General features: G+C 66.1%; 9 protein-coding genes. 2 read left to right on the plus strand and 7 right to left on the minus strand.

The features are described from left to right. Positions 1-79: 79 nt before the first annotated feature. Complete coding sequence (locus tag GV001_RS04190) at positions 80-4,186, minus strand: EAL domain-containing protein (protein WP_160083161.1); 4,107 nt, start codon at positions 4,184-4,186, stop codon at positions 80-82. A gap of 421 nt (positions 4,187-4,607) precedes the next feature. Next, positions 4,608-5,612 carry a DUF2860 family protein gene (locus tag GV001_RS04195; protein WP_160078399.1) on the minus strand — a complete coding sequence of 335 codons (1,005 nt, stop codon included), beginning with the start codon at positions 5,610-5,612 and terminating at the stop codon, positions 4,608-4,610. A 511-nt stretch (positions 5,613-6,123) separates the two neighbouring features. Here GV001_RS04195 and ettA point away from each other — a divergent pair. Both ettA and GV001_RS04205 read left to right on the plus strand, forming a co-directional pair. Further along, positions 6,124-7,791: an energy-dependent translational throttle protein EttA gene (ettA, locus tag GV001_RS04200; RefSeq protein WP_160078400.1), complete on the plus strand. Its 1,668-nt coding sequence runs from the start codon at positions 6,124-6,126 to the stop codon at positions 7,789-7,791. Between the two features lie 159 nt (positions 7,792-7,950). After that, positions 7,951-8,550, plus strand: a complete 600-nt coding sequence (locus GV001_RS04205) for a YiiX family permuted papain-like enzyme (protein WP_218582984.1) — start codon at positions 7,951-7,953, stop codon at positions 8,548-8,550. Between the two features lie 102 nt (positions 8,551-8,652). On the opposite strand, the gene arcC is transcribed toward GV001_RS04205, so the two are convergent. From arcC to GV001_RS04230, 5 genes are all read right to left on the minus strand, one after another. Further along, positions 8,653-9,579 (minus strand): carbamate kinase, encoded by a 927-nt coding sequence (gene arcC, locus GV001_RS04210; RefSeq protein ID WP_160078402.1) that lies wholly within the window; start codon positions 9,577-9,579, stop codon positions 8,653-8,655. Positions 9,580-9,676: 97 nt separating this feature from the next. Beyond that, positions 9,677-10,687, minus strand: coding sequence for an ornithine carbamoyltransferase (locus GV001_RS04215; RefSeq protein ID WP_160078403.1), 1,011 nt, complete (start codon positions 10,685-10,687; stop codon positions 9,677-9,679). Between the two features lie 97 nt (positions 10,688-10,784). After that, a complete protein-coding gene (gene arcA, locus GV001_RS04220; RefSeq protein ID WP_160078404.1) occupies positions 10,785-12,038 on the minus strand; it encodes an arginine deiminase in 1,254 nt (417 codons plus the stop codon). Positions 12,039-12,056: 18 nt separating this feature from the next. Further along, positions 12,057-13,484 carry an arginine-ornithine antiporter gene (gene arcD, locus GV001_RS04225; RefSeq protein ID WP_160078405.1) on the minus strand — a complete coding sequence of 476 codons (1,428 nt, stop codon included), beginning with the start codon at positions 13,482-13,484 and terminating at the stop codon, positions 12,057-12,059. Positions 13,485-13,696: 212 nt separating this feature from the next. After that, positions 13,697-14,065, minus strand: coding sequence for a DUF5064 family protein (locus tag GV001_RS04230; RefSeq protein ID WP_160078406.1), 369 nt, complete (start codon positions 14,063-14,065; stop codon positions 13,697-13,699). Between the last annotated feature and the right edge of the window lie 411 nt (positions 14,066-14,476).

The raw sequence follows: 14,476 nt of genomic DNA on the forward strand, positions 1-14,476 counted from the left end.
TGGCATATGAAAGGCAGTCATGTGGCGGACAAGTGGCGTTCACCCGGGCCTGCAGGCCACGCCGCGCCGGCTTCGCCGCCTAGTTGAGGACGAACAGCGCGGCGCCGCTGAACTGGGCGGCGAACTGGCTGGCCTGCATGGGTTTGCCGAACAGGTAGCCCTGCACCTCGTCGCAGCCGTGCTCGCGCAGGAAGTCGAGCTGGGCCTGGGTTTCCACGCCTTCGGCGATCACCGCCAGGCCCAGGCTGTGGGCCATGGCGATGATGGCGCGGGCGATCTGGCCATCGCGCTCGCCCTCGGGCAGGCCGTCGACGAAGCTGCGGTCGATCTTCAGCACGTCGATGGGGAACTGCTTGAGGTAGTTGAGCGAGGAGTAGCCGGTGCCGAAGTCGTCCACCGCGATGCACAGGCCGAGCTTCTTCAGGCTGACGAGGATCTGCAGGGTTTCGTCGACGTCGCGCATCAGGATGCTTTCGGTCAGTTCCAGCTCCAGACAGGCCGGCGGCACGCCGCTTTCGGCCAGCATGCGCGAGATGCGCGCGCCCAGCTGGCCGTCGGCGAACTGGCGGGCCGACAGGTTGACCGAGACCTTCGGCACCCGCACCTTGGCCGCGTGCCAGGCCTTGAGCTGGCGGCAGGCCTCCTCGATCACCCAGTCGCCGACCTGCACCACCAGGCCGAGCTCTTCCAGCACCGGAATGAACTCGCCCGGTGCCACCAGGCCGCGCTGCGGGTGCCGCCAGCGCAGCAGCGCCTCGACCCCGGTCAGGCGCTTGCCGTCGCCGCTGAACTGCGGCTGGTAGTACAGGCTGAACTGGTCCTGCTCGAGGGCATGGCGCAGGTCGCTCTCCAGCTCCAGGCGCTGCAGGGCGGTGGCGTTCATGTCCGCCTGGTAGAACTGGAAGTTGTTCTTGCCGCGTTCCTTGGCGTGGTACATGGCAGTGTCGGCGTTCTTCATCAGCTGACTCAGTTCGTCGCCGTCCTGTGGGGCCAGGGCGATGCCGATGCTGGCGGTGACGAAGAACTCGCGACCCTGCAGGGCGAACGGCCTGGCCAGGCTGGCGAGAATCTGCTCGGCCACGTGGATGGCCCGGTTCATTGCCCCCTCGCGGCTGTCGCGCGGCTGCAGCAGCAGGGTGAACTCGTCGCCGCCCATGCGCGCCACGGTGTCGTCCTCGTTGACGCAGGCGGCCAGGCGCACGGCCACGTCCTTGAGCATGCGGTCGCCGGCGGCGTGGCCGAGGGAGTCGTTGATCGGCTTGAAGCGGTCGAGGTCGAGGAACATCAGCACCACCCACTCCTCGTGCCGCTCGGCGTGCTGCAGGGCCGTGTGCAGGCGGTCCTGGAACAGGGTGCGGTTGGGCAGCAGGGTCAGGGCGTCGTAGTAGGCCAGGCGGTGGATGCGCTGCTCGCTGGCCTTGCGCTCGCTGATGTCGTTGAAGAAGCACACGTAGCTGACCAGGTCGCCCTCGTCGTCCTGCACCGCGGTGATGCCGACCCAGGCCGGGTACTGCTCGCCGTGCTTGCGCTTGAGCCACAGCTCGCCTTCCCAGCTGCCCTTCTGGTTGAGTTGGTTGAGGATATAGGTGAGCTGGCCGGCCTGCTGGCGATCGGCGGTGAGCATGTTGGGCAACTGGTCGAGCACTTCCTCGGTGGCAAAGCCGCTGATGCGCTGGAAGGTCTCGTTGGTGCGCACTATGTAGCCGGCCGGGTCGGTGACCATGATCGCCGCCGTGGAGTGCTCGAATACCGTGGCAGCCATGCGCAGGTCGCGCTCGGCGCGGCGCTGCTGGCTGATGTCGCGGACAACGCTGAGCACGCCTTCGAAGTGGTTTTGTTCGTCCCACATCAGCATTGGACGCATTTCCACGGTGATCTTGCGTCCGTCGGCGCGTAGGCAGTCGAATATGAAGGTGCTGCTGTTCAGGCGTGCCTGCAACTGGTTCAGACGCTGCTGGCTGCCACGCGCCATGCGGGCCTCGGCTAGCAGGCTTTCCAGACTGTCCAGCTGGTGTGGGCTGGTCACCGTGCTGAGCAGGCCATGCTCCAGCATCCATTCCGGGCTGTAGCCGAAGATGGTGTGGACCGAGGGGCTGACATAGTTGCGCTGCAGGTTGCTGTCGGTCGAGAGGATCAGGTCACTGATGCTTTCCGCCAGCAGGCGGTAGCGCCGCTCGCTTTCGCTGAGGCTGGCCTTGGACGTGATCTCCAGAGTGATGTCCTTGGCCACGCCGATCAGGCGGCTGACCCGGCCTTGTGGGTCGCGGCTGAGGGCGTGCTCGCGCACGTCGAACCAGTGCCAGTTGCCGTCGCGGTGGCGCCAGCGTAGCTGGAACTGCAGCTGCTGGCCCTTGCCGACCACCTTCTGCAGATTGCGCACGCGCTGGTACAGCTCGACATCGTCGGGGTGGAGGATCTTCTCCCACAGCTTGTCGCCCAGCTGGCGCAGCTCGTCCTTGCTGTAGCCCAGGTCCGGACCCAGGCGGTTGTTGCTGAACAGTACGCGCTGGTTGCTCATGTCGTGCACGTAGAGGGTGTCCGGCACCGCGCGCAGCACCTCGGACCAGAAGCGCTCGCGCTCCACCAGCGACAGCTCGACGCGCTTGCGGCTGGTAATGTCGTGCACGCTGAGGGTCACCGCACTCAGATCCGCCTCGCGCTTGGGCAGCTGCAGGGTCAGCCACAGGTAGCGTTCGTGGCCGTGCGGAGTGCGCATGCGGCTTTCGATCATCATGTTCTGGTCGCCGTCGAGCAGCGCGGCCACCAGGGCGTAGCGCGAGCCGCCGGGGCGCAGCGGCCGGCTGCCGACCAGGTGCTCCCAGGCCTGCTGGGGCGTGTCGACGCCGAGCAGGTCCATGGCCACCCGGTTCATTTCGGTCAGGCGCGTCCGGCGCAGCATCTGCTGGCCCAGTTCGGGGTGCTGCTGCAGCCAGTCCGGCAGCTGGCTGCTGTGGCGCAGGCCCTGTTCGGCGAGGAAGTCCTTCAGCCCGCGCAGGTCGATCACGCACAGGGCGACGCCGCTGCCCTCGAAGATGTCCTGGTAGCGTCGGCGGGTGTCCTGCAGCACTTCCATGGCCTTGTGCTGCTCGGTGATGTCGCGCAGCACCCAGACCCGACCGCCAGGCTGGTTGTGGCTGACCAGGGCGTGGCTGGTCACCGCGTACAGGCGCTTGTGCCCGTCCTGGAGAATTTCCACCGGCTGCGCCTGGGCCTGGGCCGGGCTGTCCAGCCAGGGGCCGAGGGCCGGCAGCAGCTTGAGCAGGTGCAGCCTGTGCGCGGCGGTGCTGCTCAGGCCGAACATCTGCTCGGCGCGCGGGTTGAGGTAGCTGATCAGGCCGTCGGCCTGGGTCACCAGCACCCGCTCCTCGATGACGCCGAGGGCGGCGATGGCATCGTCCAGCGAGCGCCGCGACAGGGCGTGGGATTCGCGCAGGCTGCGTTGCTCGCGCAGCAGGCCGAACAGGGCGAGCAGGGCCAGGGCGGCGCAGAGGATGAACAGCAGCAGCTTGCCGGCCTGCGGCGGCAGCAGTTCGGCGCGCACCCGGTTGGCATCGAACAGCGCATGCAGTTGCCAGTCGCTGGCTGCCACCGGCAGTTGCAGGATGCTCTGGCGCCGTTCGGCGGCGCTCAGCTCGCGGGTGCTCAGGGCCGGTGCGGGCGGCTGGCGCAGGATCACCGCGCCGCTGCGGCTGTCCTGCAGCAGCCAGGCCTGGGGCGAGCGGCTGCCCGGCAGCCAGTTGCGCAGCGCCGCCGGGTGCAGGCGCAGGAGCCAGCCGGCATTGCCCTGCGGCCTGCGGAGGACCACGTACAGCAGGCCCTGTTCGCGCGGGCCGAAGGCGAAATGGTAGGGCTGGTGCGGGGCGCGGCTCAGTTGCCGGAGCAGTTCGGCATCTTCGGCGGACGGCGCGCTGTCGCCCTGGATCTGCCCCGCTTCGTCGAGCCAGGCCAGGCTGTGCAGGGCCGGGTACAGGCCGCGCAGGCTGCCGAGCAGGCTGGTCAGTTCGCTGCCGGCCAGCGGCTGCGGGGCGTTCAGCTGCAGGAACGCCTGGCCGGCTTCGGCCTTGAGCCTCATCGCCAGGCCCAGGTGCTCGGCCAGTTGCGTGCTGTGCGCCAGGCTGCGCTGGCGCAGGCTGTCTTCCTGTTGCTGGAATTCCTGCTGCAGCTGCCACAGCAGCAGGCCCAGCATCAGCGCCACCAGCAGCGCCAGGGCACCCTTCAGTGAGCCGCGCGAGGGGCTGGCGAACGGGTCACCCGGGGAGCGGCTTGAGCGGTGGGAGGGCGGTTTAGGCACGCAAACAATCCTGCTGATACTACTGCCTGTCTGCGGACTGTAAGCCAGGCAATCACAACCCCCTAGCATGCCTTGATACCAGGCAAAGTGCCATTGCAGCCCGTCGCGGCACTTTGCCCGCTCTGACGCCTCCGGGCGTCACCGCCGTGCGGGCGAATGCCCACATCCGCGGCGTGGTCTGGCCGTTGTCACCCGGATCGTGTCGGCGGCAGGGCTGCACCAGGCTGGGCTAGGCGGTCCTGCGCGGGGTGCCGGGGCGCCCACCTGAAATGCCAAGGCCACCCGCAGGTGGCCTTGGCGCTTGTGCCTAGGGCGTTTAGAAACTGTACATCATGCCCAGGCTGATACTGCCGATGCTGGTGTCGTAGAAGTCGATGTTGCTGTCTTCCTCGCCATAGCTGATGGCGCCGCGAGCGCGCCAGTTCTGCAGGCCGAAGGGTTCCTTGTAGGAGGCTCCCAGCGACACGCCCATGCGGTCGACGTCGGCGGTCTCGCCATAGATGGGGTTTTCATCGTCGCTTTCCAACGTGCCGGCCACCAGATTGACCACCAGCTCCCAGTTCTGCAGGCCGGTGTAGGCATAGTTCAGCTCGGCCTGGTAACCGTCCATGGCCATGGCGTCGCCGTCCAGGTCATGCTCGACCCCGGAAATGCTGGGGGTGATGAGGTGATCGCTGGAAGGTTGCCAGACGTAGGCGAGCTTGAGCGTGTTGAGATCGCCCTCGCGGTCGAGCAGGTCTTGCTCGCCCGGGGACAGGCCGAGGAAGGTGCCGCTCAGTTCGTCGTCCAGTTCGATGGAGCGTGCGGTGTAGATGATCTCCAGGCCGCTGCCGAAGATGTGTTCCCAGCCCAGGCGCCCGCCTCCGCTCGAGACATCGGTTTCCTGGCGGTCGGCGCCTATCAGGTAGGGGTCTTCCCAGGTTTCCACCGGGGTCGAGGCGATGGCGCTGACGACCAGATTGCCGGCGCCACCGATGCCCTGGCGCACGCCGATGCCGAAGGTGCTGTCCTGGGTCAGGAAGTCTTCCAGTTCGGTGCCGCCGAAGATCTGCGTACGGCTCTCGGCGAAGGTGTAGTTGAGGCCGAAGTCCAGCAGCAGCCTGCCATAGTCCGTGCTGTCTGGGCCGTCGGTGAGGGAGTCGATGCGTTCGTCGGCCACCTCGGTGCCGCCGACGGTGGCGATCATGTTGGTTTCCCGGGAGCTGCTGGCGCCGCCGACGAAGGCGAATCCGGAAAAGCCGCTTTCCTGTGGAATGCGGTCAAAGGCCTGGGCCGAGAGGGCCGCCGCCGAGACGAGGATGGCGAGAAGGGATCTTTTCATGGGGGGCTCCTCATGGTGACTCTATGCGGACCGGTCGCACTCGCTGCAGGGCGAGAGTGCTCTCGGTGTTGCATGCCGAAGCGCACGGCTGAGCTATCGACGTGACGGCATCGCGAGTCGGCAAGCAAGCGGCGGGCACGCGTCCGGCGCTTCGCAGGAAGTAAAGCCTGCGCCGTGGGCTTGGCAAGTCGCATGCGTGCGGCAGGGGCATTCATTCGCTGCCGACGGTCGGGTGTTGGTTCTTGCTCGGGGCGCAGGAACGATCCACTTGTCTCGGGGGACTTCCTGCATGGTCCGCGGGGCGAGGGGCGAGAAGGCATCCTCGGCGGGGCGCGGGCCTGCTGCTTCCAGGATGGCCTCAGGCCGAGTTCTCAGGATGGGACTATGGGCGTTTCTTGCGGCCCAATAAGCGGCCCGGAGCTAAGCCAGCCCAAACGCTGCTAATAGAGCTAGTAACGGTAGCTGGCATATACTTCGCGTCATTTTTACATTCTCGAGTGAGGTCCTCATTTTGGCTCAATACGTCTACACCATGCATCGGCTGAGCAAAGTAGTGCCGCCGAAGCGGGAAATCCTCAAGAACATCTCCCTGTCGTTCTTTCCGGGCGCCAAGATCGGCGTACTCGGCCTCAACGGCGCCGGTAAGTCGACCCTGCTGCGCATCATGGCCGGCGTCGACACCGAGTTCGACGGCGAAGCCCGTGCCATGCCCGGCATCAACGTCGGCTACCTGCCACAGGAACCGCAGCTCGACCCGAGCAAGACGGTGCGCGAGATAGTCGAGGAGGCCGTGGGCCAGATCAAGCAGGCCCAGGCCCGCCTCGACGAGGTGTACGCCGCCTATGCCGAGCCGGATGCCGACTTCGACGCCCTGGCCGCCGAGCAGGCCAAGCTGGAGGCCATCCTGCAGGCCTCTGACGGCCACAACCTGGAGCGCCAGCTGGAAGTCGCTGCCGACGCCCTGCGCCTGCCGCCGTGGGAGGCCAAGATCGAGCACCTGTCCGGTGGCGAGAAGCGCCGCGTGGCGCTGTGCCGCCTGCTGCTGTCGGCCCCCGACATGCTGCTGCTGGACGAACCGACCAACCACCTGGACGCCGACTCGGTGGCCTGGCTGGAGCACTTCCTCCACGACTTCCCGGGCACCGTGGTGGCGATCACCCACGACCGCTACTTCCTCGACAACGTCGCCGGCTGGATCCTCGAACTGGACCGCGGTGCCGGCATCCCCTACGAGGGCAACTATTCCGGCTGGCTGGAAGCCAAGTCCGAGCGTCTGGCCCAGGAATCCAAGCAGCAGTCGGCCCACGAGAAGGCCATGAAGGACGAGCTGGAGTGGGTGCGCAAGGGCGCCAAGGCCCGCCAGGCCAAGTCCAAGGCCCGTCTGCAGCGCTTCGAGGAGATGCAGTCGCAGGAATTCCAGAAGCGCGCCGAGACCAACGAGATCTACATCCCGGCCGGTCCGCGCCTGGGCGACAAGGTCATCGAGTTCAAGAACGTCCGCAAGGGCTACGGCGACCGCGTGCTGATCGACGACCTGTCGTTCAGCGTGCCCAAAGGCGCCATAGTCGGGGTGATCGGCGGCAACGGCGCCGGTAAGTCGACCCTGTTCCGCATGCTGATGGGCAAGGAGACCCCGGATTCGGGCAGCATCGAGATCGGCGAAACTGTTCAGCTGGCCTGCGTGGACCAGAGCCGCGACGACCTGGACGGCAGCAAGAGCGTGTGGGAAGCGGTGTCCGACGGTTTCGACATGATCAAGATCGGCAACTACGAGGTGCCGTCGCGCGGCTACGTCGGCCGCTTCAACTTCAAGGGCGGCGATCAGCAGAAGTTCGTCAAGGACCTCTCCGGTGGTGAGCGCGGCCGCCTGCACCTGGCCCTGACCCTGAAGCAGGGCGCCAACGTGTTGCTGCTCGACGAACCGTCCAACGACCTCGACGTGGAAACCCTGCGTTCGCTGGAAGAGGCGCTGCTCGACTTCCCCGGCGCGGCCATCGTGATCTCCCACGACCGCTGGTTCCTCGACCGCGTCGCCACCCACATCCTCTCCTATGAGGACGATGGCAGCGTGGTGTTCTTCGAAGGCAACTACACCGAGTACGAAGCCGACCGCAAGAAGCGCCTCGGCGATGCGGCCTCCCAGCCGCACCGGGTGCGCTACAAGAAGCTGGCGCAGTAAGCGCTGCTGCATGAAAACGGAGCCGCGAGGCTCCGTTTTTGTTTGGGCCGCGGCAAAACGCCGGGCAGTCGGCGGCAGCGGGCGCGTGCCGCGGCGATAATCCAGCCTGGCGGGTAACTCGCGCCTGCTAAGGAGAAGGACATGCACAGGATGCACGGAATGCACGCCGCCCTGCTGGCGGCCGCCTGCTGGTCCGGCCAGGCTCTGGCCTTGGAGGCGGTGCGCGAAGGCGACATCATCTTCCACCAGTCGCGCTCGGCGCAGAGCCAGGCGATCCAGCTGGCCACCCATTCGCGCTACAGCCACATGGGCCTGGTGCTCTACCGCGACGGCCAGCCCCAGGTCTACGAGGCCAGCGCGCGGGTCAAGTACACCCCGCTGGCCGAGTGGATCGCCCGCGGCGAAGGCGGCCACTACGTGCTCAAGCGCCTGCGCGAGGCCGACCGCCTGCTGGACGAGGCGGCCCTGCGTCGCCTGCGGGCCGAGGCCGCGCCGTTCGCCGGGCGCCGCTACGACCTGACCTTCGAGTGGTCGGACCAGCGCCTGTATTGCTCCGAACTGGTGTGGAAGATCTACCAGCGTGCCCTGGGGCTGGAGATCGGCGCTGTGCAGCGGGTGCGCGACTTCGACCTGAACTCGGCCGCGGTGCGCGGCAAGATGCGCGAGCGCTACGGCGAGCAGGTGCCGCTGGACGAACGGGTGATCTCGCCGGCGGCGATGTTCGATTCGCCGCTGCTGGTGCAGGTTCGCGCGCAGTGAGCGTGGTACGCGGGGGCATGCGCAGCGGGACGAGCCGGTTCTATGGCGCGCCCCAGGGCAACCTGCGCTCCGTCTCGGGCGTGACGGGGCGCAGGTCGAGCCTCAGCGGTAGCTCAGCCCCGGTTGCGCGGTGCTGATGCGGGTGCCGGCCTGGCCCTGGACGATGGCTTCGATGTCCGCCAGCGAGCCGATCACCGCGACCTTGCCGGTGTTGCGGGCGAACTCGCAGGCGGCCTGGACTTTCGGCCCCATGGAGCCGGCGGCGAAGCCGAGGCGCTCCAGCTCGTCGGGGTGGGCCTGGGCGATGGCCTTCTGGGTCGGCTTGCCCCAGTCGATATAGGCGGCGTCGACGTCGGTGGCGATCACCAGCAGGTCGGCTTCCAGCTCGGTCGCCAGGAATGCCGAGCAGAGGTCCTTGTCGATCACCGCTTCCACCCCGACCAGCTTGCCGTCCTGGTACATGGTCGGGATGCCGCCGCCGCCCGCGGCAATCACGACGGTGCCCTTTTCCAGCAGCCACTTGAGCGGGCGGATCTCGAAGATGCGCTTGGGCCGTGGGCTGGCGACCACACGGCGGAATTTGTCGCCGTCGGGGGCGATGGTCCAGCCTTTTTCGGCGGCCAGTTGCTCGGCTTCTGCCTTCGGGTAGACCGGGCCGATCGGCTTGGTCATGTGCTGGAAGGCCGGGTCTGCGGGGTCGACTTCGACCTGGGTGAGCAGGGTGGCGAAGGGCACCTCGAACGGCAGCAGGTTGCCCAGCTCCTGTTCGATCATGTAGCCGATCATGCCTTCGGTTTCGGCGCCGAGAACGTCCAGCGGGTAGGGGTTCTTGGCATCGTAGGCATTGCCTTGCAAGGCCAGCAGGCCGACTTGCGGGCCGTTGCCGTGGGCGATCACCAGTTCGTTGCCGGGCGCGACCCGGGCGATCTGCTCGCAGGCGATGCGCACGTTGTCGCGCTGGTTTTCTGCGGTCATGGCTTCGCCGCGCCGCAGCAGGGCGTTGCCGCCCAGGGCGATGACTAGTCGCATGGTTGTTCTCCTTGAGTGGCCACGCCGGCCATGTATCAGAGGGCGCTAGCCCGATCCTCTCGGGCAGCGCGTTGCTCCAGTCAGCCGGCGCAGACAGTTAGATGTCGGCCAGGGTTGAGACCAATATCGCCTTGATGGTGTGCATGCGGTTTTCCGCCTGCTCGAAGGCGATGCACCAGGGCGACTCGAAGACATCCTCGGTCACTTCGATGCCGTTCTTCAGGTTCGGGTACTTCTCGGCGATCTGCTTGCCGACCTTGGTGTCGCTGTTGTGGAAGGCCGGCAGGCAGTGCATGAACTTGACCCGCGGGTTGCCGCTGGCCAGCATCAGCTCGCTGTTGACCTGGTAGGGCAGCAGCTGCTGGATGCGTTCGGCCCAGGCCTCGACCGGCTCGCCCATGGATACCCAGACGTCGGTATGGACGAAGTCGACGCCCTTGACCGCTTCCTTAGCATCCTCGGTGAGGGTGATACGCGCGCCGCTTTCCTCGGCGAATTTCTTGCACGCGGCGACATGTTCGTCGCTCGGCCACAGCGCCTTGGGCGCGGCAATGCGCACATCCATGCCCAGCTTGGCGCCGATCAGCAGCAGCGAGTTGCCCATGTTGTTGCGCGCGTCGCCCAGGTAGGCGTAGCTGATGTCGTGCAGTGGCTTGTCGCTGAATTCGCGCATGGTCAGCACGTCGGCGAGCATCTGGGTCGGGTGGTATTCGTCGGTCAGGCCGTTGAACACCGGCACGCCGGCGTACTTGGCCAGGTCCTCGACGATTTCCTGCTTGAAACCGCGGTACTCGATGGCGTCGTACATGCGTCCGAGCACGCGGGCGGTGTCCTTCATGCTTTCCTTGTGGCCGATCTGCGAGGAGCCCGGGTCGATATAGGTGACGTTGGCGCCCTGGTCGTAGGCGGCGACTTCGAAGGCGCAGCGGGTACGGGTGGAGGTCTTCTCGAAGATCAGCGCGATGTTCTTGCGCAGCAGGTGCGGCTGTTCGGTGCCGGTGTATTTGGCGCGCTTGAGATCGCGCGACAGGTCGAGCAGGTAGCGCAGCTCGCGACTGCTGTGGTGCATCAGACTGAGCAGGTTGCGGTTGTGCATGTTGAACGCCATGGTTCTTTCTCCTGGTAGGCAACTGGAAACCTGGCCGCGTCAGAACTGCTGGTGGCTGGCGAGGCAGGCGGCTGGGGTGCAGCCGCCGGGGTGTGGGTTAGTAGTCGATCGGGTCGCGCAGGATCGGGCAGGTCATACAGTGGCCACCACCACGACCGCGGCCCAGTTCGCTGGCGCTGATGGTGACGACTTCGACGCCGGCCTTGCGCAGCAGGGTGTTGGTGTAGGTGTTGCGGTCATAGCCGACCACCACGCCGGGCTCCAGGCAGACCACGTTGTTGCCGTCGTCCCATTGCTCGCGTTCGGCTTCATAGGCGTCGCCGCCGGTCTGCACCACGCGCAGTTGCTTGAGGTTGAGCGCTTCGGCGACCACGTCGAGGAAGGATTTGTCCTCGCGGCGGATGTCGATGCCGGCCGGTTTGCTTTCGTCCGGGCGCAGGCTGAATGGGATGATCTGGTTGACCACCTCGGGGAAGATGGTGACCAGGTCGCGGTCGCAGAAGCTGAATACGGTGTCCAGGTGCATGGCCGCCCGCGACTTGGGCAGGCCGGCGACGATCACGCGCTGGGCGGCGCCCTTGGCGAACAGGGCCTGGGCCACCTGGGCAATGGCCTGGCGCGAACTGCGCTCGCCCATGCCGATCAGTACCACGCCATTGCCGATGGGCATCACGTCGCCGCCTTCGAGGGTGGAGGCGCCGTGGTCCTTGTCCGGGTCGCCGTACCAGACCTCGAACTCGGCATTCACGAAGTCCGGGTGGAACTTGTAGATGGCGCTGGTGAGCAGGGTTTCCTGGCGGCGCGCCGGCCAGTACATGGGGTTGAGCGTCACGCCGCCGTAGATCCAGCAGGTGGTATCGCGGGTGAACTGGGTGTTGGGCAGCGGCGGCAGGATGAAGCTGCTGGAGCCGATGAAGTCGCCGAGCATGGTCAGCGGCTTGCTGGCGCCCAGGGCGGTGATCAGGTCGGACACCGATACGCCGCCGATCAGGTGTTCGGCCAGCTTGCGCGGCTCCAGGCTTTCCATCCAGCCGCGCACGTCTTCCTGCAGGCCGAGGCCGACCTGGTCGAGGGTGATCTTGCGGTCGAGGATCCACTTCAGGGCGTCCTTGTTCTGCACCGTGTCGGTCAGCAGGTTGTGCATCTCCAGCACTTCGACCCCGCGCTCGCGCATCTTGGTGACGAAGTCGAAGTGGTCACGCTTGGCCTGGCTGACCCAGATCACGTCATCGAACAGCAGTTCGTCGCAGTTGTTCGGGGTCAGGCGCAGGTGCGCCAGCCCCGGTGAGCAAACCATCACCTTGTGCAATTTGCCCGCTTCGGAGTGGACGCCGAGTTTGACCTTGGACATGAGAACCTCCTGGTTCGCTTAAAGGGTGAGGAAGCCGCTGTACAGGCCGTAGCCCGCGATAGCGGCGCCGATCACCACCACGGCGAAGATCAGTTTTTCGACCGTGGTGAAAATGGGTTGGTTGAGTTCACGCTTGGCCTTGGCGAACAGGATGGCGCCCGGCGCATAGAGCAGGGCGGACAGCAGCAGGTACTGCACGCCGGCCGCGTAGACCAGCCAGACGGCGTAGATCACGGCGATCACGGCGATCAGCATGTCCTTGCGGCGCTCGCCGGGCTCCTGCTCGTAGCTCTCGCCGCGGATGGTCAGCAGCAGGGCGTAGGCGGCCGACCAGAAGTACGGCACCAGGATCATCGAGGTGGCCAGGTACAGCAGCTTCAGGTAGGTGGCGTCGTTGAACAGGGTGATGATCAGGAACAGCTGGATCAGGCCGTTGGACAGCCACAGCGCATTGGCCGGTACCAAGTTGGCGTTTTCCTTGCGCAGGAACTCCGGCATGGTGTGATCGCGGGCACTGGCGAAGAGGATCTCGGCGCACAGCAGGGTCCACGACAGCAGGGCCCCGGCCAGGGAAACGATCAGGCCGATGCTGATCAGCATGGCGCCCCAGGGGCCGACCACGTGTTCCAGCACGGCGGCCATGGACGGGTTCTTCAGCCCGGCCAGCTGGGCCTGGGCGAGGATGCCCTGGGACAGCAGGTTGACCAGCACCAGCAGCAGCAGCACGCCGACGAAGCCGATCACGGTGGCCTTGCCCACATCCGAGCGTTTCTCGGCGCGGGCGGAGAAGATGCTCGCACCCTCGATGCCGATGAACACCCAGACGGTGACCAGCATCATGTTGCGCGCCTGGTCCATCACGCTGCCCAGTTCGGTGTTGCCTGCGCCCCAGAAGTCGGCCTTGTACACCTCCAACTTGAAGGCGATGGCGGCAATGATGATGAACAGCGCCAGTGGCACCATCTTGGCGATGGTGGTCAGGGTGTTGATGAACGCCGCCTCGTGAATGCCGCGCAGCACCAGGAAGTGCAGCAGCCACAGCACTATCGAGGCGCAGACGATGGCCGGCAGGGTGTTGCCTTCGCCGAATACCGGGAAGAAATAGCCCAGGGTGCTGAACAGCAACACCATGTAGCTGACGTTGCCGATCCAGGCGCTGATCCAGTAGCCCCAGGCCGAGGAGAAGCCCATGTAGTCACCGAAGCCGGCCTTGGCGTAGGCATACACGCCGCCGTCGAGGTTGGGCTTGCGGTTGGCCAGGCTTTGGAACACGAAGGCCAGGGTGAGCATGCCCACCCCGGTGATCAGCCAGCCGATCAGGGTGGCGCCTGCGCCGGCACTGGCGGCGATGTTCTGCGGCAGGGAGAAGATCCCGCCGCCGACCATGGAACCGACGACCAGGGCGATCAATGCCCCCAGTTTGAGTTTGTTGCTTGCGTCCGACATGTTGCCTCCAGAGCTGTGTTGGCAGCGGCTTGATTAGGCAGTGGTAGTAATGAACAAGGTATGACAGGGCGTGCAGGAACTGCTGCGTGCGCGGCCGGACATGCTGGCGGGGAGTCGGTGGGGCGTGCTGGAGTGCATCCTGCCTCCTTGATGGGCGCCGCCTGGCGCCCGGCGAAAACTGTCGAGGGTGGTTGTGCCGGCGAGCCCCGGGCTCACAGGCCATCCTTGTCGAGGTGGTCGAAGTCGACCGGCTCGCCCGGTTGCGCGCCGAGCTGTTCGCGGATGTCCTTGAACATGGCGTCGTACTCGGCATGCCCGCGCATGATCGGGCTGGCGTTGGGCGACAGGCCGTGCTTGGTCACGGCCTTGGTGATCAGGCTGGCAAAGTTGAAGGCGGTATCGCGGTGCATGTCGAACTCTTCGCAGAACTCGCGGCCCTCGATGGTGCCCGTCACCTTGAAGTGCATCAGCATGCCTTCGGCTGCATCCCTGCGAACCTCGTAGAACACGTCGATATCGAACTTCGGCAGGTGCGGCATATTGGCTGGAGTGGTGCGGTGCAGATGACCTGGTTTGAACATGCTAGCCCCCATGGCCCGGCAGAACGGTCGGATAGTGATTGCTCGAAAGGGGCGCCGCAGGCTGCTTCTTCGGCAAAATGCGTCGTCCTTCGCTTTAAAAATGTAGCGCGCAATAGCCAACAAGCAAGTGCTCGGGTGTGCTATCGGAGTCGGGCTTGACCTGTGTCAAACGGCTCCCGGGTTGCGGCCAGGGCGCATCGGGAGACTGTTAGTCTTGAGAGCTGGAGAGGGCGTGGCGTGGGGCGAGGGGCACCCGCGGGGCGTGTCGAACGGGCTGCGCGTTGCCCGTGACGGGCAACGGCGAAGCGAGGACGCTCGGGCTGTCGCGCCGCGGGTTCATGCTGGGGGCTCCCCGCACCCGCGGGGCAGTGGTGAGGGGCACGGTTGCGTTTTTGGCACTCGCTTGCTCGG

The sequence above is a fragment of the Pseudomonas sp. 8AS genome (genome assembly GCF_902506505.1).
Classification (GTDB): Bacteria; Pseudomonadota; Gammaproteobacteria; order Pseudomonadales; family Pseudomonadaceae; genus Aquipseudomonas.